Source organism: Streptomyces sp. NPDC059957, from assembly GCF_042730015.1.
GTDB lineage: Bacteria > Actinomycetota > Actinomycetes > Streptomycetales > Streptomycetaceae > Streptomyces.
Genome location: NZ_JBHWMB010000015.1, coordinates 112,511 through 133,284, shown reverse-complemented (window position 1 = coordinate 133,284; position 20,774 = coordinate 112,511). Strand labels below are relative to the sequence as shown.

The following is a 20,774-nucleotide window of genomic DNA, read 5'->3' as shown; positions in this document are numbered from 1 at the left end:
TCGTACCGGACGTACTTCCGTGGTCCGACAACGCGGCGAGGCGCCGTGCCGGGCGTCGCGACCCGGTGAACCTTCCCGGTCACAGCACTAGACGGGCTACGGCGCCGGGACCACCGTGATGGCGGTGTCCCCCGTGTAGGAGAAGGTGCCTGCGGGCAGGCAGCTGGCCTCCCGGTCCGTCCCGAGGCCGTCGCAGTGCTCGGCACTGAGGGTGAAGAGGACGGTGTGCGTGTGCGGGCCGAGGTCCGGCGCCTTGAACGGCGGCGAGACGGTGGCCGAGTAGGGAAGGCCGTCGGGGCCGAAGAAGCCGGTCCGCAGGACCTCCTTCTTCTTGAACGTGTGGCGCTTCTCCTGCGGCGTGCCGATGTCGGTGACGTACGTGGCGCTGACGAACTTGGAGTTGAAGTCGTCGATCGGGTTGGTCTCGGACGGCGTATAACCGGCCGGGTAGACGGCCACCGCGGCGCTGGACGCCGTGCTCCAGCCCGGCGTGATCCTGACCCACTTCTCCTTGGCGTAGATCTCGCGGCAGGTGGGCGGGCCTACGATCCGCTCCTTCACGCCGTAGAACTCGTTGAGGTCGGTCCCGTCGGTGCCGAAGCAGTGCGGGACCGGGAGCTTCGGCTTCGGCAGGGGCGCGGCCGTGGCGGGCGCGCTCATCGCGGTGGCCGCGAGCGCGGCCGTGAGCAGGGACGGGACGACCGCGGCGAGGAAACGGGCTCGCTTCACCGGGGACCACCTTTCGCTGGGGACGACTGACCGTCGGACAGCCGACCATCCGCGGTGGCCCGTTCCCCGGCGACACCGGCGGCGAGCGGCCGGACGGCGCAGCGGATCCACACCCCCGTCCCGCGCGTCCGGGCGTGGCGCGGCCGGCTCCCGGGCGGGGGCGGGGGGCTGTCTGCGGCCGCGTGCCTTGGCCTTGGGCCGGGGGCGGGGGCCAGGGGCGGGAGCGGCGCCGGGGGCATTGGGCCGGGGGCCGCCCGTCGCGGGTCTGCCGCGGGTGGCTGGACCCTGCGGGGCGGAGTCCCCTAGGGCCTGTCGTCAAACTCCCGTCGTCGCCCGCAGGGCGGCCTTGCGGCGTCTGGTGCGTGCTCTCGGCGTGCCGGGCGGAAGTTCGCGTACTGGACGTACGTGGGCTTTCGCCCGGTGCGGCGAGAGTGCGTGCCAGACGCCGCGAGGCAGACGGGAGTTTGACGACAGGCCCTAGCCGCACTTCGCCCGTTCCCCGGGCGCTGCCCGGACCCGCGCCTCGAACGCCGGCGCGCTGGAAGGGGCACCGGGCTGCGCCCGGACCCCCGGGGCTCCGCCCCAGCCCCCGGTCCTCGAACGCCGGACGGCTGAATAGGCCGGACCCCGGTGCTCGAACGCCGGGCGGCCGAGCAGGTCCCGCGGGTCAGACCCGGCGGGGCCTCGCGGTGCGGGCCGCCGTGATGAAGGCGCGGATCAGGTCCGGGGACTTCACGCCGCGCTCGCTCTCCACGCCGCTGGAGACGTCCACGCCCCAGGCGCCGGTGACCGTGAGGGCCTCCGCCACGTTCGCCGGGGTCAGACCGCCCGCCAGCAGCCAGCGGCCCGCGGGGGCGGTGAACTCCGCCGAGCCCCAGTTCCACGGCTTGCCGGAGCCGGGGTCCGGGGCGTCGAGGAGCAGCAGGTCCTCGCCGTACTCACCGCAGCGCTCCACGTGCTGCGCCGTGGCCCGCAGCAGCGTGCGGCCCTCCGCGCGCAGCGCCGCGAAGTCCTCCGGGCCCTCCTCGCCGTGCAGCTGCACGCCCCGTACGTCGCTCTCCTCGGTGAAGCGCCGCACCTCGGCGACGGACTGCCCGCGGAACACCCCTACGGTCAGCACCCCGTCCGGCACCCCCGCGGCCAGCTCCCGCGCGGTGGCGGCGTCGACCGTACGCGGGCTCCCGGGCGCGAACACGAAGCCGACGGCATCGGCTCCGGCGGCCACGGCGACCTCGACGTCGTGCGCGGTCTTGAGCCCGCAGATCTTGACGAACACATCAGTCATGTCTGCAGTCAACCAAAGCTCACAGGCCGACGGCGGCCCGTCCCATAGGCCGGGCACAGGGGTCTACCCGCCGCTAGCCTGGGACGAGGCACACATTCAGGGGCACAGCGCGCCATCCGGAGGACGACGGTGACGATCATGACCGAGCGGGCCACACCCATAGACACGCTGTCGGCGCCACCGACGTTCGAAAACCTCCTGCAGACCGTTGCGGAGATGGACACACCAGTCGGCTTCAAGGCCGAGCTCATCCGGGGGAAGATCATCGTGTCGCCGTTCTCCAAGCTGCGCTACTCCCGTCGCATGCGTCTCCTGCGCGAGCAGCTCCAGGCACACGTCCCCGAGGGGCACTTCGCGGACACCTCTCCCTTCCTCTTCCGGTTCGCGGCGGCGGAGCGCGGTTACGGGCCGGACCTGTACGTCGCGGACGAGGCTGCCTTCGACGAGGACGGCCTGCACGCGGACGGAGCGGCGCTGTCGCTGGTCGGAGAGTTCACGTCCGTCTCCACCAAGGACGCCGACTGGAACGAGAAGCTGGACGTGTACGGCTCGCTCGTCCCCGTCTACCTGATCGTCGACATGCAGGACTCGGAGATCACCTGCTTCTGGGACCCCTCCCCGCACGGATATCGCTCCCGCAAGACGGTCTCGTTCGGCGAGCCCCTGCACGTCCCGGAACCGTTCGACTTCGACATCGACACCACCGGCTTCTAGGACCCCGCAAACGCCCGAGGGCGGCACCCCCTCCGTCAGGAGAGGGTGCCGCCCTCGGTACGTGATGCGTGGTGCGAACAGCCGATCTACCTTCGGGCCGGAGCCCGGGGGTGGATCAGAAGTCCATGTCGCCGCCCGGCATGCCGCCGCCGGCAGCGGCGCCGGCCTTCTCGGGCTTGTCGGCGATGACGGCCTCGGTGGTGAGGAAGAGAGCCGCGATGGACGCCGCGTTCTGCAGGGCAGAGCGGGTGACCTTCGCCGGGTCGATGATGCCGGCCGCGATCATGTCCACGTACTCGCCGGTCGCGGCGTTCAGGCCCCAACCGATCTGCAGGTTGCGGACCTTCTCCACGACGACGCCACCCTCGAGACCACCGTTGACGGCGATCTGCTTGAGCGGGGCCTCCAGCGCGAGCTTGACGGCGTTGGCGCCGGTCGCCTCGTCGCCGGTGAGCTCGAGCTTCTCGAAGACCGAGGAGGCCTGCAGCAGGGCCACGCCACCACCGGCGACGATGCCCTCTTCGACGGCCGCCTTCGCGTTGCGAACGGCGTCCTCGATGCGGTGCTTGCGCTCCTTGAGCTCGACCTCGGTCGCGGCGCCGGCCTTGATGACCGCGACACCGCCGGCGAGCTTCGCCAGGCGCTCCTGCAGCTTCTCGCGGTCGTAGTCCGAGTCGGAGTTCTCGATCTCGGCGCGGATCTGGTTGACGCGGCCCTGGACCTGGTCGCTGTCACCGGAGCCGTCGACGATGGTCGTCTCGTCCTTGGTGATGACGACCTTGCGGGCGCGGCCGAGCAGGTCGAGACCGGCGTTCTCGAGCTTGAGGCCGACCTCCTCGGAGATGACCGTGCCGCCCGTGAGGATGGCGATGTCGCCGAGCATGGCCTTGCGGCGGTCGCCGAAGCCCGGAGCCTTGACGGCGACGGACTTGAAGGTGCCGCGGATCTTGTTGACGACGAGGGTGGAGAGCGCCTCGCCCTCGACGTCCTCGGCGATGATCAGCAGCGGCTTGCCGGACTGCATGACCTTCTCCAGGAGCGGCAGCAGGTCCTTGACCGAGCCGATCTTGGAGTTGACGATCAGGATGTACGGGTCGTCGAGGGACGACTCCATGCGCTCCATGTCGGTGGCGAAGTACGCCGAGATGTAGCCCTTGTCGAAGCGCATGCCCTCGGTGAGCTCGAGCTCCAGGCCGAAGGTCTGCGACTCCTCGACCGTGATGACGCCTTCCTTGCCGACCTTGTCCATGGCCTCGGCGATGAGCTCGCCGATCTGGGTGTCGGCGGCGGAGATGGAGGCCGTGGAAGCGATCTGCTCCTTGGTCTCGACATCCTTGGCCTGCGCCAGCAGGGCGGCGGAGACGGCCTCGACGGCCTTCTCGATACCGCGCTTGAGGGCCATCGGGTTCGCACCGGCGGCCACGTTGCGCAGGCCCTCGCGGACGAGCGCCTGGGCGAGGACGGTGGCGGTGGTCGTACCGTCGCCGGCGACGTCGTCCGTCTTCTTGGCGACTTCCTTGACCAGCTCGGCGCCGATCTTCTCGTACGGGTCCTCGAGCTCGATCTCCTTGGCGATGGAGACACCATCGTTGGTGATCGTGGGGGCGCCCCACTTCTTCTCAAGGACGACGTTGCGACCCTTGGGGCCAAGGGTGACCTTGACGGCGTCGGCGAGCTGGTTCATGCCTCGCTCGAGACCGCGCCGGGCCTCCTCGTTGAACGCAATGATCTTGGCCATCTGAAGTGGTCCTCCCGGACAGCGGTGGATTGCTCCCGGACCGCGCCCGCGCCCGCGACGGACGGCCTGCGTGCCCGGCGGTTTCTTCCCGCCGGACCCTGCGGGCCTCACTGACCCGGTCCTCGTATAGGTAGCACTCTCACCTGGAGAGTGCTAACGCCAATGATTAGCACTCGACCACCCCGAGTGCAAGCGGCTTCGGGCAACCCGGGATGAACACCCAGGCGCCGCAAGGGCGCCGGAACCGCCACGCACGAGGGGCCCGCATCCCGTGTCCAGGATGTGGGCCCCTCGTACATATGCCGTTGTGCCGTCGTGCGCGGCCGCTGTGCGCGGCCCCGTACGTGTCGGTGGTCGATCGATCGCGTTCGGACTAGCCGGCGGCGAGCTTGACCATGTCCGCCTGCGGACCCTTCTGGCCCTGCGAGATCTCGAACTCGACCCGCTGACCCTCTTCAAGGGTGCGGTACCCGTCCATCTGGATGGCGCTGTAGTGGACGAACACATCCGCACCACCGTCGACCGCGATGAAGCCGTAGCCCTTCTCCGCGTTGAACCACTTGACGGTGCCCTGAGCCATGCCTAACTCCCCTATTACTGGCCCTTGCGCAGGACCGCACTTCGCGGTCCCGGGTCAGAACTTGCGCCGGAACGCCTCGACCGGGGCTGAATGTATCCGCACCGCTGCTGTCTGCAACAGGTCATTCCGACGAGAATTCTGGACACGGCAAAAGATTGAAATAGGGTGAAAACCCGGAATATTCCTGGGCAACTCGGGCCGGGCAAACCAGGCCAACGACCCATAGCGCACTTGCATGTTGACTCAATGTCAACCCTCGCGCGGCCCGCTCATATGCGGCGGGCAAGAACAGCGGAGGGGACTTCCCCAACCCTACCGCGCCCAACCAAGCAGAATTGCCCCCTCCGTTTAGTAACGGAGGGGGCAATTCAGTTTCTACGAGCCGTTGGCTGCTCAGCAGCCGCCCGCGACGGCGGGGATGATCGAGATGCCGGCGCCGTCCGGGGTGGACGTCTGCAGCCCGCCCTCGAAGCGCACGTCGTCGTCGTTGACGTAGACGTTCACGAAGCGGCGCAGCTTGCCCTGGTCGTCCAGGACGCGCGCGGCGATGCCGGGGTGGCTCGCCTCCAGGGACTGGATGACCTCTTCGAGGGTCGCGCCCTCGGCGGGGACCTCGGCCTGACCGCCGGTGTAGGTGCGCAGGATGGTGGGGATGCGGACGTTGACGCTCATGGTGCTACTGCCCTTCCGGTGTGCAGGTAAGAAGATCAGGCCAGGTTGGCGGCGCGGAACGCGTCCAGGCTGGGGCGGATGGTGGCGGTCTGGCCACCACCTTCGGCCACCGCCTCCAGGGTCTTGAGGCCGTCACCGGTGTTCAGGATCACGGTGGTCAGCGTGGGGTCGAGCTGCCCGTTCTCGACGAGCTTCTTCGTCACGCCGACGGTCACGCCGCCCGCGGTCTCGGCGAAGATGCCCTCGGTCTGGGCGAGCAGCTTGATGGCCTCGACGACCTGCTCGTCGTTGACGTCCTCGACGAAGCCGCCGGTGCGCCGCGCGATGTCCAGGACGTACGGGCCGTCCGCCGGGTTGCCGATGGCCAGCGACTTGGCGATGGTGTTCGGCTTCTGCGGGCGGACCACCTCGTGACCGGCCTTGAAGGCGGTCGAGACGGGCGAGCAGCCCTCGGCCTGGGCACCGAAGATCTTGTACGGCTTGTCCTCGACGAGGCCGAGCTTGATCAGCTCCTGCAGGCCCTTGTCGATCTTCGTGAGCTGCGAGCCGGACGCGATCGGGATGACGATCTGGTCGGGCAGCTGCCAGCCGAGCTGCTCGCAGATCTCGTACGCCAGGGTCTTGGAGCCCTCGCCGTAGTACGGGCGCAGGTTGACGTTGACGAAGCCCCAGCCCTCGCCCAGCGGGTCGCCGATGAGCTCGGAGCAGAAGCGGTTGACGTCGTCGTAGTTGCCCTCGATGCCGACGAGGTCGCCACCGTAGACACCGGCCATGACGACCTTGCCCTGCTCCAGGTCGTGCGGGATGAACACGCAGGAGCGGAAACCGGCACGGGCGGCCGCGGCGCCGACGGCGCCGGCCAGGTTGCCGGTGGAGGAGCAGGAGAGGGTGGTGAAGCCGAAGGCGCGGGCGGCCTCGACGGCGATGGCCACGACGCGGTCCTTGAAGGAGTGCGTCGGGTTGCCGGAGTCGTCCTTGACGTACAGCTTGCCGGTGACGCCGAGCTCCTTGGCCAGGTTGGCCGCGTCCACGAGCTTGGTGAAGCCGGGGTTCAGGCTCGGCTTGGAGGCCACGTCCGCCGGGACGGGCAGAAGCGGCGCGTAGCGCCAGATGTTGTTCGGGCCGGCCTCGATGGCGGCGCGCAGGGCTTCCGGGTCGCCCAGCGGCAGGTCGTAGGCGACTTCGAGCGGGCCGAAGCACTCGGCGCAGGCGAAGATCGGGCCGAGCTCGAAGCGGGTACCGCACTCACGACAGGAAAGGCCGGTGGCGGGACCGAGATCGACAGAGGTGCCGGCGGTGCTGGTTTCAACGCCGGTGTTTTCAACGGTTTCGGCAGAGGTTGCGACAGACTGTGCAGCCATGATGGCGAGGCCCTTTCTCCTCATCTTCCCCATGGCGCACTTCGCCATGAGACGGAATTGGCACCTTCCCTAGCCGGGGACCTCGCTGGCGGCGCTGGAATGCGCGATCGCGAGAACCGACTGGAGGGTTGCCGGGGCTTCAACGGGCCGTGTCCCTCTGCCCCTCTGGATGAGCGGTATGGCACCGGCGGACGCGCTCTGTGGCGCGCCGGTGCGTTTGTACGCGGGGACCCCCGGCATGCGGTGGACCTTCGCGTTGTTCAAGACTGTAACCGAAGGCCCGGGTGGTTGAGACAGCCGTCCGAACCGCGAGATGGATCACATATCGGTCCAAACGAGTGAAGAAGCAGGGAGTGCTGAAGGTGCTGGATGAGGTGGAGCGCTGGCTGGCAGACCGCTCCTGGTCAGCCGCCGACCGACCGCTCGGCCAGCTGCTTTCGACCAAGCGGGCAGCGGGCACCACGGTGAGCGTGGTGCTGCCGGCGCTGAACGAGGAGGCGACGGTCGGCCGGATCGTCGAGGTGATCCGGCGCGATCTGATCGAGGGGCTGCCGGTGCCCCTGGTGGACGAGCTCGTCGTGATCGACTCGGGTTCCACGGACCGCACCGCGGAGGTCGCGGCCAAGGCCGGGGCCCGTGTGGTGCACCGCGACGAGGTCCTGCCGCGGATCCCGGCGCTGCCCGGCAAGGGCGAGGTGCTGTGGCGCTCGCTGCTGGTCACCACCGGCGACATCGTCTGCTTCGTGGACGCCGATCTGCGCGATTTCTCGGCCGCCTTCGTATCCGGGATCGTCGGCCCGCTGCTGACCGATCCGGGCGTGCGGTTCGTCAAGGCGATGTACGACCGCCCCTTCGGCCAGGAGTTCAGCGACCCGAACGCCCTGGCCTCCGCCAGGGCCCACGGCCAGGGCGGCCGGGTCACGGAGCTGGTGGCCCGCCCCCTGCTCAACCTCCACTGGCCACAGCTGGCCGGCTTCGTCCAGCCGCTGGGCGGTGAGTACGCCGTGCGCCGCGAGCTGCTGGAGCGGCTGCCGTTCCCCGTGGGCTACGGGGTCGAGCTGGGCCTGCTGGTGGACGCCCTGCACACGGCCGGGCTGGACGCGCTGGCCCAGGTGGACGTGGGCGTACGGCTGCACCGCCACCAGGACGGCCAGGCGCTGGGGCGGATGGCCGCCGCGATCTACCGCACGGCGCAGGTGCGGCTCTCGCGCGGGCACCTCGTACGCCCCGAGCTGACGCAGTTCGAGCGGGGCCCGGACGGGTTCGTGCCGCACACCTACGCCGTGGACACCGAGGAGCGGCCGCCGATGCTCGACATCGAGGAGTACGCGCGCCGTCGCGTGGCGTAACACCCGTATCAATATCTATCGGTCTAATTTCCCTTTCATGGGGTTTATGCGTTTCGGACATATATGGGGATCCGCCCTCGCGGTGGCCGGGGGTGCGGCGTTGCTGCTCGGCTCGCTGAGCGGACCGGCCGTCGCGGAGGTGACCTCCCCCTTCGAGAAGCGCTACGACGAGGCGCTCTACGGGGACTTCGTCACGCTCGGCAACACGGTGACGGGCTGCCCCCAGGCACCGCCCGCCGAGGCCGCCGAATGCGCCGGGGTCCAGCGGGGCGGGGGCACGAAGAACAACAACGACTTCGTCGCCGAGCCGGTCGACGCGGCCGGGCTCCGGACGGACACCGGCACCTCCAGCACCGGCCTGCTCACCGTGTCGCCGGGCGCGGAGGTGGCGTACGCGCGGCTCTTCTGGGGCGGCAACAACGGCGCGTACAGGCTCGGCTCGAACCTCATCCAGCGCTGCGACGTGTCCGGCGAGAACGTGGTCCCCGCCCCCGGTGACCCGCTGACCACCCGCCCGGTCGTCAAGGTCGGCTCGGGCGCGGCCCGGCCGGTGACCCTGTCGGACATGGTCGAGGACCCGGCGGGGACGGGCGGCCCGCACTACTACACGGGCGAGTCCGACGTCACCGCCGCCTTCGCGGACGTGGCCACCGGCTCGCCGGTGACCGTCGCGGTCGGCAACATCCGGGCCCCGCGGGGGCGCGGCTGCGTCGCCGGCTGGTCCCTGACGGTCGTCTACGCGTACCCCGACCCCAACGAGCACGCGCCGGAGCGGCGCAACGTCTACGTCTACGGCGGCCACGTCCTCCAGCGCTCCACCGGCCCGGACACCACGGTCAAGGTCTCCGGCTTCCACCGCACCGGCGACGGCCCGGTCCGGGCGGGCGCGACGGCGTACGAGGGCGACCGGAACACCAAGGGCGACCAGCCGGCCTCCCCTTCACCCACCAGCGCCCCTTCACCCACCACTGCCCCGTCGTCCACGCCGTCCACGCCGTCCACGCCGTCCGCTCCGCCCACGACACAGCAGCCGCGACCGCTGCCGGCGACTCCCGCGGCCCCTGGCGGCAGCCTGGCCACCACCGGCTCCGACAGCCGGGAGCTGTGGCTGATGGGTACGGCGGCCGCCACGCTCACGGCACTCGGCGGTGTGGTCTTCCTCTCGGTCCGGCGCACACGCAGGCACTGACGTTTGACCGGAGGCGAGGCGGGCTAGGTTCGCCGCATGGCTTCCCAGGTGCTCGTCGCCGCGAATCGCGGCCCCCTCTCGTACGCCCTCGCCGCGGACGGCACGCTCAGTGCCCGCCGCGGCGGGGGCGGCCTCGTCTCCGGCCTCTCCGCCGCCCTCGCGGAACAGCCGGGGGCGCTGTGGATCTGCGCGGCCCTGTCCGACGCGGACCGGGAGGCGGTACGGCGCGGGGTCTCCGAGCCGGGCGTACGGATGCTCGACATCGAGCCCGAGGTCTACGACGGGGCGTACAACGGCATCGCGAACTCGGTGCTGTGGTTCCTCCACCACCACTTGTACGAGATCCCGCGCGAGCCGGTCTTCGACGCGGAGTTCCGGCGGCGCTGGGACTCGTACGTCACGTACAACGAGGCCTTCGCGGCGGCGCTGGCGCAGGAGGCGGCCGAGGGCGCGGCGGTCCTGATCCAGGACTACCACCTGACGCTGGCCCCGGGAATGCTCCGGGAGCTCCGCCCGGACCTGCGGATCGGGCACTTCACGCACACGCCGTGGGCCTCGCGGGAGTTCCTGGAGATGCTTCCGGCGGACATCCGGAGCCGGCTGGTGTGGGGGATGCTCGGGGCTGACCGGCTGGGCTTCCACACCTGGGGGTGGGCCCACAACTTCATCACCGGCGCGCACCTCGACGATGCGACCGGCATCGCGGACCCCTTCTTCCCCCGGGACGGACAGGCCGGGGTGTGGCACCGCAAGCTGCTCGCGGACCGCGGGACGTACGAGGAGAAGCGGTTCGCCTCGGTGACCCCGTACCCGCTCGGCGTGGACGGCGACGAGCTGCGCGCGCTCGCGCACCGGCCGGAGGTGGACGACAAGCTGGCGGCGCTGCGGGCGGAGGTCGGCGGGCTGAAGACCATCGTCCGGGTGGACCGCACGGAGCTGTCGAAGAACATCCTGCGGGGGCTGCTGGCGTACCGGGAGCTGCTGGTCACGCACCCCGAGTGGCGGGAGCGGGTGGTCCACCTGGCCTCCGCGTACCCCTCCCGGCAGGACCTGACCGTCTACCGGGAGTACACCGAGTCGGTGCGGGAGCTGGCGGCGGCGATCAACGCGGAGTTCGGCACGGCCGACTGGCAGCCGGTGCTCGTCTCCGTCGAGGACGACTTCGCGCGGTCGCTGGCGGCGTACCGGCTGGCGGACGTGGCGCTGGTCAACCCGGTGCGGGACGGCATGAACCTCGTCGCGAAGGAGATCCCGGTGGTCTCGGAGGCGGGGTGCGTGCTGGTGCTGTCCACCGGGGCGGGGGCGTACGAGGAGCTCGGCGCGGATGCGCTGACGGTGAACCCGTACGACGTCACGGCGACGGCGGAGGCCCTGCACGCCGCGCTCTCCATGCCGGCGGCGGAGCGGGCGGACCGTACGAAGCGCCTGGCCGCGGCGGCGACGGCCCTCCCGCCGGCCCAGTGGCTCACGTCCCAGCTGGACGCCCTGCGCACCTGAGCACCCTTCTTGACGCGCCCCTCGCACCGCTGCGCCGGACTCCGTCCGGCGGTGGCCCGGCGGGGCTGTCGCCACTGCCGGCCCGGCGTGGGGCCGGTGGGCGTGTGCGGGTGGGTCGGCCCTGCGGGGCGGGGGTCCCCTACCCGCCCTTCGCCCGTTCCCCGGGCTCTGCCCGGACCCGGTCCTCAAACGCCGGACGGGCTGGATACATCCAGCCTCGCCGGCGTTTGAGGCGCGGGGTCCGGGGCGCAGCCCCAGGGGGTCCGGGCCCCGGTCGTCAAACGCCGGACGGGCTGGATACCTCCAGCCTCGCCGGCGGTTGAGGCGCGAGGTCCGGGGCGGAGCCCCAGGGGGTCCGGGCCCCGGTCCTCAAACGCCGGACGGGTTGGATACATCCAGCCTCGCCGGCGTTTGAGGCGCGGGGTCTGGGGCGGAGCCCAGGGGGTCCGGGGCGCAGCCCCGGGGAACGGTGGAAGGGCGGGTAGGGGACGGCCCCGCAGGGCACCGAGCCGCACCCGCCCACCGGGCATCGCGCCACGCGGCGGTCGCACCACCCCCGCCGGGCGCAGCGGTGCACCCCGGGTTCGAGGCACGCAGGGCACGCAGGGCACGCGGCAAAAACTAGCCCCGCACCGCCGCCGCCAAGCCCGCCAGGAAGGCGACGACCTCCGACGGCCCGGACAGCGTCAGATCCGCGCGGGAGGCGAGCTCCGGAACCTCCGCGGAGCCACTGCACAGCAGCAGCCCCGGCATCCCTCCGGCCCGCAGCTTCTCCACCGCCGAGTACGCCGCGAGGTCCCCGAGGTCGTCCCCGGCGTAGAGCACGGCTTCCGCCCCCACCTCCGCGAGGTACTCCGTGAGGGCGACGCCCTTGTCCATCCCCGGCGGCCGCAGCTCCAGTACGGCCCGGCCGGGTTCGACCATCAGGCCGTGCCGGGCCGCCAGCCCCGCCAGGGGCTCGCGCAGGGCCGCGAAGGCCGCTTCCGGATCGGCCGCGCGGCGGGTGTGGACGGCCAGCGCCTGGCCCTTCTCCTCGATCCAGGTCCCGCGCCACGCGCCGATCGCGTCCAGGAACCCGGGCAGCTCCGCCCGGACCGCCGCCACCCCCGGATGCTCGGCCGGAGCGTGCACGATGCCGCTCACGGCGTCCCAGCGCTCGGCCCCGTAGTGCCCGAGCACCACCAGGTGTTCGAGTCCCGGGACCCCGGCGAAGCCCCCGTAGCGGACGGCGACCCCGGCCGGCCGGCCGGTGACGACCGCGACGGAGCCGACCTCGGGGGCGAGGGCGGCGAGCGCGGGGACGGCTCCGGGGTGGGCCCGTGCCTGGTCGGGGTCGGGGACGATGTCGGCGAGAGTGCCGTCGAAGTCGAGCGCGACGACGGAGCGGCGCGGTGCGCGGAGGAGGGCTGCGAGTCCCTCGCGTCCGGCGGTGGTGACGGGCATCGGCAGATCGTGCGGATGGCTCCCCATACGCACGACCCTAACGGCCCAACCGGGCCACGGCTACGGCGCGCGGCCCCGCAGCTACCGCCTCGCCCGCTGGGCCTCGCGGATGCGCCGCAGGCGGTTCACGGTGCCCGGTGCGTGCTGGAGCGCCCTCGGGTCGTCCATCAGCGCGTTGAGCAGCTGGTAGTACCGGACCGGGGGCATCCCCAGTCCTTCCCTTATGGCCCGCTCCTTGGCGCCCGGCCCGGGCCAGGTGCGGCCTTCGTAGGCCAGTACGGCCGCCTCGTCGGCGCTCAGCCCGGCCGGCGGCCTCTCGTCCGCGTCCGTCATACGGCCAGATTAGCCCCGCCCTACGACAGCCCCCGCCCGGCGCGGATCAGCGCGCTGATCAGCGCGCTGATCCGGCCCGGATCAGCGGGGCTCCGCCTTGCGCGCCATCTCCGCGAGGTCCGCGAGGGTCTTCTCGGGCTGTCCGCCCGGCTGCACGGCCTTGCCGATGTTCTTCTTGACGTCCTCGCTGACGGCCGCCCAGGACTTCTTGCCCACCGGGTACAGGCGTGCGTTGGGAAGCGCGTGCAGGAAGGTCTTCAGCTCCGCCGAGGAGGCGCCCGTGGAGGCGTCCATCGCCCGGGAGCCGCTGGTGGTGACCGGGAGCAGGTCGTACTTCTCGGTGAAGGCCGTCACGTTGTTCGCCTCGTACAGGAAGTCCAGGAACTTCCCGGACTGCGTCTGGTGGCCGGTCTTGAAGGCCATCACCCAGTCGGCGACGCCCATCGTCGGGTGGGGCACCCCGTCGGAGGTCGGCATGGGCGTCATGCCGTACTCCACGCCCTTCGCTGCGGCCTGCTTGAGCAGGGTCGGGTGCCCGTTGAGCATGCCGACCTCGCCGCGCGAGAAGGAGTCGAAGGCGGCCTGGCGGTCCAGCTTGGCCGGTTCGACCGGGCCGGTCAGGCCCGCGCCGACGAGCTTGTCGCGCAGGAACTGCAGGGTCTTGATGTTGGCCGGGGAGTCGATCGAGTACGCGTCCTCGTTGTCGGCGTAGCCTCCGCCGCCCGCGAGCAGCCACTGCATGGTCTCGGCCTGCGCCTCCTCGCGGCCCAGGGGCAGCGCGAAGGGTGTCGGGACCCCGTCCGCCTTGAGCTTCTTGGCGGCGGACTCCAGATCGGCCCAGCTCTCGGGCTGCCAGGGGGTCTTGCCGTCCTTGGGGATGATTCCGGCGTCGGCGAAGAGCTTCTCGTTGTAGAACATCAGCCGGGTGCTGCCCACGAAGGGCATGCCGTACTGGACGCGCCGGACCTTGCCCGCCTCGGCGAGCGGTTCGAGGAAGTCGGCCTGGGTGTTCACGGAGAGCAGCTCGTCGGCGGAGTACAGCTTGCCCTCGGCCGCGTAGTCGGCGTAGGCGCCGATCTGGGCGATGTCGGGGGCCTCGCCGGCCTTGACCATCTCGGCGACCTTGGCGTCGACCTCGGACCAGGAGTAGACGTCGACCTGGACCTTGATGCCGGGGTTGCGCTTCTCGAAGGACGCGGCGAGGTCCTTCCAGTAGGGCTTGGAGGAGTTTTCCGGTTTGTCCCCGTAGTCGGCCGCCACGACCTTCAGGGTGACGTCGTTGTCTCCGGTGAGGCCCGACACGGCGCCGCAGCCGGTCAGCGTCACGGTCGTCAGGCACAGTGCGAGGCCGGACGCGGCGAGGTTCAGCTTTCTGGCCTGGACAGTTCGCGCCTTCAAAGTTCTCGTTCCACCCCAGGTTGTTCCGTACGATTCGCGTAAAGGTCTACACCACTTTTGAGCCTCGTCAACATCCGGGCCCAAACGTCCACACAGCCTGCACGCGCACACGCGTACGGACCCGCGCACGGACCCGCGCACGGACCCGTGTGCGGACCCGCGTACCGGCCCGCCGGCCGGCGAAGGTCCTTAATTTGTATGGCTACTCAACAATCCCTCTCAGTGGACTAGACCTTTGCCCTCCGATCACGCGAGACTGTCACCCGTGAAACCCGTGAAACACGTCATCGCCCTCGATGTGGGCGGCACTGGGATGAAGGCCGCCCTCGTCGCCGCCGACGGCACCCTGCTCCACGAAGCGCGCCGCGCCACCGGCCGCGAGCGGGGCGCCGAAGCCGTCGTCGAGACGATCCAGGACTTCGCCGCCGAGCTCCTCGACCTCGGCCGGGAACGCTTCGCCACCACCGCCTCCGCGGCCGGCGTGGCCGTCCCCGGCATCGTCGACGCCGAAAACGGGATCGCCGTCTACGCGGCGAACCTGGGCTGGCGCGACGTCCCCATGCGCGAACTGCTCGGCAGACGCCTCGGCGGGATCCCGGTCGCGCTGGGCCACGACGTCCGCACGGGCGGACTCGCCGAAGGCCGCATCGGCGCGGGCCGCGGCGCCGACCGCTTCCTGTTCGTCCCCCTCGGCACCGGCATCGCCGGAGCCATCGGCATCGCCGGCCGCATCGAGGCCGGCGCGCACGGGTACGCGGGCGAGATCGGGCACATCGTGGTCCGCCCCGGCGGCCCCGCCTGCGGCTGCGGCCAGCGCGGCTGCCTGGAGACCCTCGCCTCCGCCTCCGCCGTCAGCCGCGCCTGGGCGGCCGCCTCCGGCGACCCCGACGCGGACGCCGCGGACTGCGCCAAGGCCGTCGAATCCGGCGACGAGCGCGCCCGGGAGGTCTGGCTCGCCGCGATCGGCGCCCTGGCCGACGGGCTGGTCACCGCGATCACCCTGCTGGACCCGAGCACGCTGATCATCGGTGGCGGGCTGGCCGAGGCCGGGGAAACCTTGTTCACACCACTACGGACGGCCGTCGAGGAACGCGTGACGTTCCAGCGGCTGCCCCACATCGTTCCGGCGGCCCTCGGGGACACCGCCGGATGCCTGGGCGCAGGGCTGCTCGCCTGGGATCTACTCGCCACGGAGGTACCTGCCTGATGTCCGGAAGCGCACATGTGGGCCGCAGCACCGTTCTCACCGGCGCCGACGTGGTGCTGCCCACGGGCATCGTCAAGGGTGGGCGCCTCATCGTCGACGGCGAGCGCATCGCCGGCGCCGCCGACGAGAACGCGGCCGTCATCGACCTGACCGGGCACTGGATCGTCCCCGGCTTCGTCGACATGCACAACCACGGCGGCGGCGGTGCCTCCTTCACCTCCGGCACCGCCGAGGAGGTGCTCAAGGGCGTACGGACCCACCGCGAGCACGGCACCACCACCCTGGTCGCCTCCACCGTCACCGGCGACCTGGACGAGCTGGCCCGCCGCGCCGGACTGCTCGCCGAGCTGACCCAGCAGGGCGACATCGCGGGCATCCACTTCGAGGGCCCGTTCATCAACCCCTGCCGCAAGGGCGCGCACAAGGAAGACCTCCTGCGCGACCCCGACCCGGCCGAGGTCCGCAAGCTGATCGACGCCTCGCACGGCGCCGCCCGCATGTTCACCCTCGCCACCGAACTCCCCGGCGGCCTGGACTCCGTACGGCTGCTCGCCGAGCACGGGGTCATCGCCGCGATCGGCCACACGGACTCGACGTACGAGCAGACGCTGGAGGCCATCGACGCCGGCGCGACCGTGGCCACCCACCTCTACAACGCGATGCCGGGCCTGGAGCACCGCGCGCCCGGCCCCATCGCGGCCCTGCTGGAGGACGAGCGGGTCACCGTCGAGCTGATCAACGACGGCGTGCACCTGCACCCCGCCATGCTGGAGCTGGCCTTCCACCACGCGGGCGCGAACCGGGTGGCGCTGATCACCGACGCGATGGACGCGGCCGGCTTCGGCGACGGGACCTACCACCTCGGCCCGCTGGAGGTCGAGGTCAAGGAGGGCGTCGCCCGCCTCGTCGAGGGCGGCTCCATCGCGGGCTCCACCCTCACCCTGGACACCGCCTTCAAGCGGTCGGTCACCCTCGACAAGCTCCCCGTCGAGTCCGTGGTCCAGGCGATCTCCGCCAACCCGGCCAAGCTGATCGGCGTCTACGACCAGGTCGGCTCGCTGGAGCCCGGCAAGTACGCGGACCTCGTCGTCCTCGACTCCGCCTTCGACGTCCGCGGCGTCATGCGGCGCGGCGAATGGATCGTGAACCCGCTCGCGGGCAACTGAGACGAGCCGGGAAAGCGGTCGGCCCGGGGTACTGGGCCGACCGCTCGTTTGTTTGGCATGATCCCGGCACCACCGAGGAACCCGGGGCCCTCCATGATCCTGACCGTGACGCTCAACACCGCGCTCGACGTCACCTACCGCGTACCGCGCCTGCTCGCGCACGCCTCCCACCGCGTCACCGAGGTCACCGAACGCCCCGGCGGCAAGGGCCTCAACGTGGCCCGCGTGCTCGCCGCGATCGGCCACGAGGTCACCGCGACCGGCTTCGCGGGCGGCCCCACCGGAGCCCTCGTACGCGAGCTGCTCGCCGGCTCCCCCGGCGTCCGCGACGAGCTGGTCCCCTGCGCGGGCACCACCCGCCGCACCCTGGCCGTCGTCGACGAGGCCTCCGGGGACACCACGCAGTTCAACGAACCGGGCCCGCTGATCACCGCCGCCGAGTGGTCCGGTTTCCTCGCCCGCTACGAGGCCCTGCTGGCGGGCGGCGCCCGCGCGGTGGCCCTGTGCGGCAGCCTGCCCCCGGGCGTACCCGTGGGGGCCTACGCCACCCTCGTACGGGCGGCCCGCGCGGCCGGCGTGCCCGTCCTCCTCGACACCAGCGGCGAAGCCCTGCGCCGCGGGGTCGCCGCCCGCCCCGACGTGATCAAACCGAACGCCGCCGAGCTCGCCGAGCTGACCGGATCGCGAGACCCGCTGCCCGCCACCCGGGACGCCCGCCGCCGCGGGGCCCACGCGGTGGTCACCTCGCTCGGCCCGGAGGGACTGCTCGCCGCCACCGCCCTGGGCAGCTGGCGGGCCGCCCCGCCGCGCACCCTTTCGGGCAACCCCACCGGCGCCGGCGACTCCGCGGTCGCGGGCCTGCTCTCGGCCCTCACCGAAGGCCTGGACTGGCCGGACCGCCTGACCCGCGCGGTGGCCCTCTCGGCAGCCACGGTCGCCGCCCCCACGGCGGGAGAATTCGACCCCCGCACCTACGAGGAGGTACGGGGGTCGGTGAAGGTCACGGCGGGCTGAGCCGCCGGCTGTAAGTCAGCGCTTCTCGAGGACGAACCGGTCGATGACCGCCTCGCAGGAGTTGCCCGCCTCGCAGGAGATCTTGATGGTGTTCGTGCCCGACTTGAGGTTCACGTAGGAGTACGTGTTGGTCCAGCCCTTGGCCCAGTCACCCTCGCCGGCCTTCGCGAAGTTCTTCATGTTGATCGGCCGGGTCTGCACCTTGTCGTTGATCGCCAGCGTCATCTTGGCGTCCTTGCCCGGCACGCCGTAGTACATCCGGAAGGTGTACTCGCCGGTCTTGGGGACCTCGAGCGTCCAGGTCACGGCAGCACCCTGCTGGTTGAAGCCGCCGACGTACTTGCCGCCCTCGCTCTTGGCGCCCGGCACCGCGCTCTCCAGCGCTGCGCCACCGCTGATCACCATGCCGGAACCGCCCGCGTCGCCCTTGGGCAGCGGGGCGTCCGGGGTCGCGGAGCCGCTCGGCTGGTTCGAGGGGGTGTTCTGGGCGGGCGCCGACGGGCTCTGGCCCGTGTTCGCGTTGTTCTTGTTCTTGTCGGCGTCGTCGTCCTTGCCGAAGATCACGGCCGCGCCGATGCCGATCGCCACCGCGGCGACCACCGCGACGGCCGCGATGAGCATGCCCCTGCGGCTGGACCCGCCGCCGCCGTGGCCGCCACCGCGCCCGCCGCCGGAGCCCGGCAGCGGAACGGACTGGGTGTACTGCGGGGGCTGCTGCTGCGGCGGAACGCCGTAGCCGCCCGCCTGGAGCGCCTCGGGTGCCTGGTACTGCGCCTGGTAGGCCGAGGGCTGCTGCTGCGGGCCGCCCTGCTGGTAGGGAACGGGCCCGCGCGGGCCGCCGTAGGGCCGGTCACCGACCGTGCGGACCTGGTTGTACGAGGTACGGGGCACGCCCGGCTGAGCGCCGCCCGCCGGTCCCGGGTAGCCGTATCCGCCGCCCTGCCCGGGCGGGGTGGCACCCGCGGCCTGGCCGTCCTCGTAGAGGTAGCCGAACGGGTCGTCATCCTCGGGCTTGCTCGCCCCGTTGTTCGGGCCGTGGTTCGCGGGCGTCGTCATCGCAGGTCACTCCTTTCGACCCCGGGGAGCCTACCCCGAACAGGTGCGCCCACGGGCGGCCCGAGAGTTTACCCGGCCCTGCGGTGCGCCTTCGAACGGGAACGCTTCTCGATGTACATGCGCTGGTCGGCGGAGCGCAACACCTCGTCCGCCGACATCCCGCAGCTCGCCCAGCCGATCCCGAAACTCGCTCCCACGCGGACCGCGCGGCCGTCCACCCGGATCGGCGGGATGATGGCGTTCCGCAGCCGCACGGCGAGGTCGGCGGCGTCGGCGGCGCCCAGTCCGTCGGCGAGGACGACGAACTCGTCACCACCCAGCCGGGCGACCGTGTCCCCGTCCCGGACGCCGGTCGTCAGCCGGCGGGCCACCTCGATCAGGACCGCGTCGCCGGTGTGGTGCCCGAACCGGTCGTTGATCGACTTGAACCCGTCGAGGTCGCAGAAGAGCACCGCGAGCCCCTTCGTACCGTCGTCGATGTCGGTCGCCGGCGCGACCGTGTGCACGTGGTGGTCGTACGGGCCGCCCGCGGCCGAACCGCCGGGGCCGACCATGCCGCCGGGGAACTCGAAGGGCTCGGGGAACCCGTCGGGCCGGAACCCGTGCTCCCCCGGTGCCCCTTCCACCGAGGGCCGGGTCTCGAAGGCGGCGTCCAGCGCCTCCACGGCGGTGGCGCGCACCGACTGCGGGCGGCGGCAGAGCCGGGCCCCGAGCCGGGAGCGCAGCTCGGCGCTGTTGGGCAGGCCGGTCAGCGAGTCGTGGCTGGCCCGGTGGGCGAGCTGCAGCTCGTGCCGCTTGCGCTCCTCGATGTCCTCGACGTGCGTGAGCAGGAAGCGCGGCCCGTCGGCGGCGTCGGCGACGACGGAGTTGCGCAGCGAGACCCAGACGTACGTACCGTCGCGCCGGCCCAGTCTGAGCTCGGCGCGGCCGCCCTCGGCGGAGGTGCGCAGCAGGGTGCCGATGTCCTCCGGGTGCACGAGGTCGGAGAAGGAGTACCGGCGCAGCACGGAGGCGGGACGCCCCAGCAGCCGGCACAGCGCGTCGTTGGTGCGCAGCAGACGGCCGTGCTGGTCGCCGCCCATCTCGGCGATGGCCATGCCGCTCGGCGCGTACTCGAAGGCCTGGCGGAACGACTCTTCACTGGCGCGCAGGGCCTGCTGCTCGCGCTCGAGGCGGACCAGGGCCCGCTGCATGTTCGCGCGGAGCCGGGCGTTGCTGATGGCAATCGCGGCCTGGAAGGCATACATCTGGAGCGCTTCGCGGCCCCAGGCGCCGGGCCGGCGGCCGTTGCGCGGGCGGTCCACGGAGACCACGCCGAGCAGTTCGCCGCCGGAGGCGTACATGGGTGCGTAGAGCCGGTCCTCGGGGTGCCACTCGTCCTCGAACCGCGGGTCGGGGCCCTCCGTGTGCCACTGCGGGACGTCGTCCTCGACGAGGACCCAGCCCTCGGTGTGCGGGATGAAGCGCAGTCCGTCCCAGTTCTCGCCCATCGTCAGGCGGCGTTCCCAGGAGGCGCGCGAGCCGACGCGGCCGGTGATCAGGGCTTCGGCGGCGGGGTCTCCCGCGAAGGCGGCGACGACCAGATCACCGTCGGGGCGAACGAGGTTGACGCAGGCGAGTTCGTAGCCGAGGCCGAGGACGATGCCGTCGACGACGGTCTGCAGGGTGTCCGCCAGGCTCCGGGCCGTATTGAGCTCGGCCACCACCCGGTGCAGCTGCCGCAGGGTCGCAAGACGGACGTACGGCTCCGACTCGGTCTCCATTGCTCGCTCTCCCCGAGACCTCGACAGCAACTCCAGGTTTGTCATCGGCGCTTCGTTGCGGTGTCCCGTCCACTGAATCACAGTGAGCTGTGCGGCAGGTACACAGGGTCAACAAATCTTGCTCTCTGTGACTCAAGTCACATGAGATGAATAAGAGTGACCGCCGTGCCGCCCCACTCGGATCCATTCCGGCCGGTTCGCCCGACTTGTTCCCGGGAGCAAACGATACGCCCGGACCCCGGAGACCAGCGGGACCCGGGGCGGCCCGGATCGGCCGAGA

The 20,774-nt window shown here is 71.5% G+C and carries 18 protein-coding genes and 1 riboswitch; of the genes, 7 read left to right on the top strand and 11 right to left on the bottom strand.

Features of this window, described 5'->3' with window-relative positions:
* Positions 1-96 precede the first annotated feature (96 nt).
* Complete coding sequence (locus tag ACFWBW_RS13265) at positions 97-729, bottom strand: hypothetical protein (protein WP_385371359.1); 633 nt, start codon at positions 727-729, stop codon at positions 97-99.
* A 667-nt stretch (positions 730-1,396) separates the two neighbouring features.
* Positions 1,397-2,014 carry a phosphoribosylanthranilate isomerase gene (locus tag ACFWBW_RS13260; RefSeq protein WP_385371357.1) on the bottom strand — a complete coding sequence of 206 codons (618 nt, stop codon included), beginning with the start codon at positions 2,012-2,014 and terminating at the stop codon, positions 1,397-1,399.
* Between the two features lie 216 nt (positions 2,015-2,230).
* On the opposite strand from ACFWBW_RS13260, the gene ACFWBW_RS13255 reads away from it, so the two are divergent.
* A complete protein-coding gene (locus tag ACFWBW_RS13255) occupies positions 2,231-2,728 on the top strand; it encodes a Uma2 family endonuclease (RefSeq protein ID WP_385371354.1) in 498 nt (165 codons plus the stop codon).
* Between the two features lie 115 nt (positions 2,729-2,843).
* On the opposite strand, the gene groL is transcribed toward ACFWBW_RS13255, so the two are convergent.
* The 4 genes from groL to thrC all read right to left on the bottom strand — a co-directional run bounded on the left by groL (position 2,844) and on the right by thrC (position 7,079).
* On the bottom strand, positions 2,844-4,466 hold the full coding sequence (gene groL, locus ACFWBW_RS13250) for a chaperonin GroEL (RefSeq protein WP_385371351.1): 1,623 nt from the start codon (positions 4,464-4,466) through the stop codon (positions 2,844-2,846).
* Between the two features lie 373 nt (positions 4,467-4,839).
* Positions 4,840-5,046, bottom strand: a complete 207-nt coding sequence (locus ACFWBW_RS13245) for a cold-shock protein (protein WP_008743607.1) — start codon at positions 5,044-5,046, stop codon at positions 4,840-4,842.
* Between the two features lie 393 nt (positions 5,047-5,439).
* Positions 5,440-5,718 (bottom strand): MoaD/ThiS family protein, encoded by a 279-nt coding sequence (locus ACFWBW_RS13240; RefSeq protein WP_266907411.1) that lies wholly within the window; start codon positions 5,716-5,718, stop codon positions 5,440-5,442.
* Positions 5,719-5,753: 35 nt separating this feature from the next.
* Positions 5,754-7,079, bottom strand: coding sequence for a threonine synthase (gene thrC / locus ACFWBW_RS13235; protein WP_385371347.1), 1,326 nt, complete (start codon positions 7,077-7,079; stop codon positions 5,754-5,756).
* Positions 7,080-7,096: 17 nt separating this feature from the next.
* Positions 7,097-7,255: riboswitch (SAM riboswitch) on the bottom strand.
* A 186-nt stretch (positions 7,256-7,441) separates the two neighbouring features.
* Between thrC and ACFWBW_RS13230 the strand changes: the two genes are divergently transcribed.
* The 3 genes from ACFWBW_RS13230 to ACFWBW_RS13220 are packed head-to-tail and all read left to right on the top strand — an operon-like array spanning position 7,442 to position 11,114.
* The gene (locus ACFWBW_RS13230; RefSeq protein WP_385371345.1) at positions 7,442-8,428 is read left to right on the top strand and encodes a glucosyl-3-phosphoglycerate synthase; all 987 of its coding nucleotides are present in this window, start codon (positions 7,442-7,444) and stop codon (positions 8,426-8,428) included.
* 37 nt (positions 8,429-8,465) lie between these two features.
* The gene (locus ACFWBW_RS13225) at positions 8,466-9,617 is read left to right on the top strand and encodes a hypothetical protein (RefSeq protein WP_385371342.1); all 1,152 of its coding nucleotides are present in this window, start codon (positions 8,466-8,468) and stop codon (positions 9,615-9,617) included.
* A 36-nt stretch (positions 9,618-9,653) separates the two neighbouring features.
* On the top strand, positions 9,654-11,114 hold the full coding sequence (locus ACFWBW_RS13220) for a trehalose-6-phosphate synthase (protein WP_385371339.1): 1,461 nt from the start codon (positions 9,654-9,656) through the stop codon (positions 11,112-11,114).
* 621 nt (positions 11,115-11,735) lie between these two features.
* Here ACFWBW_RS13220 and otsB read toward each other — a convergent pair.
* The 3 genes from otsB to ACFWBW_RS13205 all read right to left on the bottom strand — a co-directional run bounded on the left by otsB (position 11,736) and on the right by ACFWBW_RS13205 (position 14,288).
* Positions 11,736-12,584, bottom strand: coding sequence for a trehalose-phosphatase (gene otsB / locus ACFWBW_RS13215; protein ID WP_385371337.1), 849 nt, complete (start codon positions 12,582-12,584; stop codon positions 11,736-11,738).
* A gap of 54 nt (positions 12,585-12,638) precedes the next feature.
* Entirely contained in the window at positions 12,639-12,890 is a 252-nt protein-coding gene (locus ACFWBW_RS13210) for a DUF3263 domain-containing protein (protein WP_243339532.1), read from the bottom strand.
* 81 nt (positions 12,891-12,971) lie between these two features.
* The gene (locus ACFWBW_RS13205) at positions 12,972-14,288 is read right to left on the bottom strand and encodes an extracellular solute-binding protein (protein ID WP_385371334.1); all 1,317 of its coding nucleotides are present in this window, start codon (positions 14,286-14,288) and stop codon (positions 12,972-12,974) included.
* A 313-nt stretch (positions 14,289-14,601) separates the two neighbouring features.
* On the opposite strand from ACFWBW_RS13205, the gene ACFWBW_RS13200 reads away from it, so the two are divergent.
* From ACFWBW_RS13200 to ACFWBW_RS13190, 3 genes are all read left to right on the top strand, one after another.
* Positions 14,602-15,495: an ROK family protein gene (locus ACFWBW_RS13200; protein WP_385371368.1), complete on the top strand. Its 894-nt coding sequence runs from the start codon at positions 14,602-14,604 to the stop codon at positions 15,493-15,495.
* Positions 15,495-16,661 (top strand): N-acetylglucosamine-6-phosphate deacetylase, encoded by a 1,167-nt coding sequence (nagA, locus tag ACFWBW_RS13195; protein WP_385371331.1) that lies wholly within the window; start codon positions 15,495-15,497, stop codon positions 16,659-16,661. Before ACFWBW_RS13200 ends, nagA begins: the two co-directional genes overlap by 1 nt.
* A gap of 93 nt (positions 16,662-16,754) precedes the next feature.
* Entirely contained in the window at positions 16,755-17,675 is a 921-nt protein-coding gene (locus ACFWBW_RS13190) for a 1-phosphofructokinase family hexose kinase (protein ID WP_385371328.1), read from the top strand.
* 15 nt (positions 17,676-17,690) lie between these two features.
* Here ACFWBW_RS13190 and ACFWBW_RS13185 read toward each other — a convergent pair whose 3' ends face one another.
* Complete coding sequence (locus ACFWBW_RS13185; protein WP_385371325.1) at positions 17,691-18,731, bottom strand: CBM35 domain-containing protein; 1,041 nt, start codon at positions 18,729-18,731, stop codon at positions 17,691-17,693.
* Between the two features lie 68 nt (positions 18,732-18,799).
* Entirely contained in the window at positions 18,800-20,494 is a 1,695-nt protein-coding gene (cdgB, locus tag ACFWBW_RS13180) for a diguanylate cyclase CdgB (protein ID WP_385371322.1), read from the bottom strand.
* Between the last annotated feature and the right edge of the window lie 280 nt (positions 20,495-20,774).

What these genes read in the sequence shown, in the direction of transcription:
- ACFWBW_RS13260 (WP_385371357.1), bottom strand. Translation starts at nt 2,014, where the DNA reads ATGACTGATGTGTTCGTCAAGATCTGCGGGCTCAAGACCGCGCACGAC.
- ACFWBW_RS13255 (WP_385371354.1), top strand. Translation starts at nt 2,231, where the DNA reads ATGGACACACCAGTCGGCTTCAAGGCCGAGCTCATCCGGGGGAAGATC.
- groL (WP_385371351.1), bottom strand. Translation starts at nt 4,466, where the DNA reads ATGGCCAAGATCATTGCGTTCAACGAGGAGGCCCGGCGCGGTCTCGAG.
- ACFWBW_RS13245 (WP_008743607.1), bottom strand. Translation starts at nt 5,046, where the DNA reads ATGGCTCAGGGCACCGTCAAGTGGTTCAACGCGGAGAAGGGCTACGGC.
- ACFWBW_RS13240 (WP_266907411.1), bottom strand. Translation starts at nt 5,718, where the DNA reads ATGAGCGTCAACGTCCGCATCCCCACCATCCTGCGCACCTACACCGGC.
- thrC (WP_385371347.1), bottom strand. Translation starts at nt 7,079, where the DNA reads ATGGCTGCACAGTCTGTCGCAACCTCTGCCGAAACCGTTGAAAACACC.
- ACFWBW_RS13225 (WP_385371342.1), top strand. Translation starts at nt 8,466, where the DNA reads ATGGGGTTTATGCGTTTCGGACATATATGGGGATCCGCCCTCGCGGTG.
- ACFWBW_RS13220 (WP_385371339.1), top strand. Translation starts at nt 9,654, where the DNA reads ATGGCTTCCCAGGTGCTCGTCGCCGCGAATCGCGGCCCCCTCTCGTAC.
- otsB (WP_385371337.1), bottom strand. Translation starts at nt 12,584, where the DNA reads ATGGGGAGCCATCCGCACGATCTGCCGATGCCCGTCACCACCGCCGGA.
- ACFWBW_RS13210 (WP_243339532.1), bottom strand. Translation starts at nt 12,890, where the DNA reads ATGACGGACGCGGACGAGAGGCCGCCGGCCGGGCTGAGCGCCGACGAG.
- ACFWBW_RS13200 (WP_385371368.1), top strand. Translation starts at nt 14,602, where the DNA reads ATGAAGGCCGCCCTCGTCGCCGCCGACGGCACCCTGCTCCACGAAGCG.
- nagA (WP_385371331.1), top strand. Translation starts at nt 15,495, where the DNA reads ATGTCCGGAAGCGCACATGTGGGCCGCAGCACCGTTCTCACCGGCGCC.
- ACFWBW_RS13190 (WP_385371328.1), top strand. Translation starts at nt 16,755, where the DNA reads ATGATCCTGACCGTGACGCTCAACACCGCGCTCGACGTCACCTACCGC.
- ACFWBW_RS13185 (WP_385371325.1), bottom strand. Translation starts at nt 18,731, where the DNA reads ATGACGACGCCCGCGAACCACGGCCCGAACAACGGGGCGAGCAAGCCC.
- cdgB (WP_385371322.1), bottom strand. Translation starts at nt 20,494, where the DNA reads ATGGAGACCGAGTCGGAGCCGTACGTCCGTCTTGCGACCCTGCGGCAG.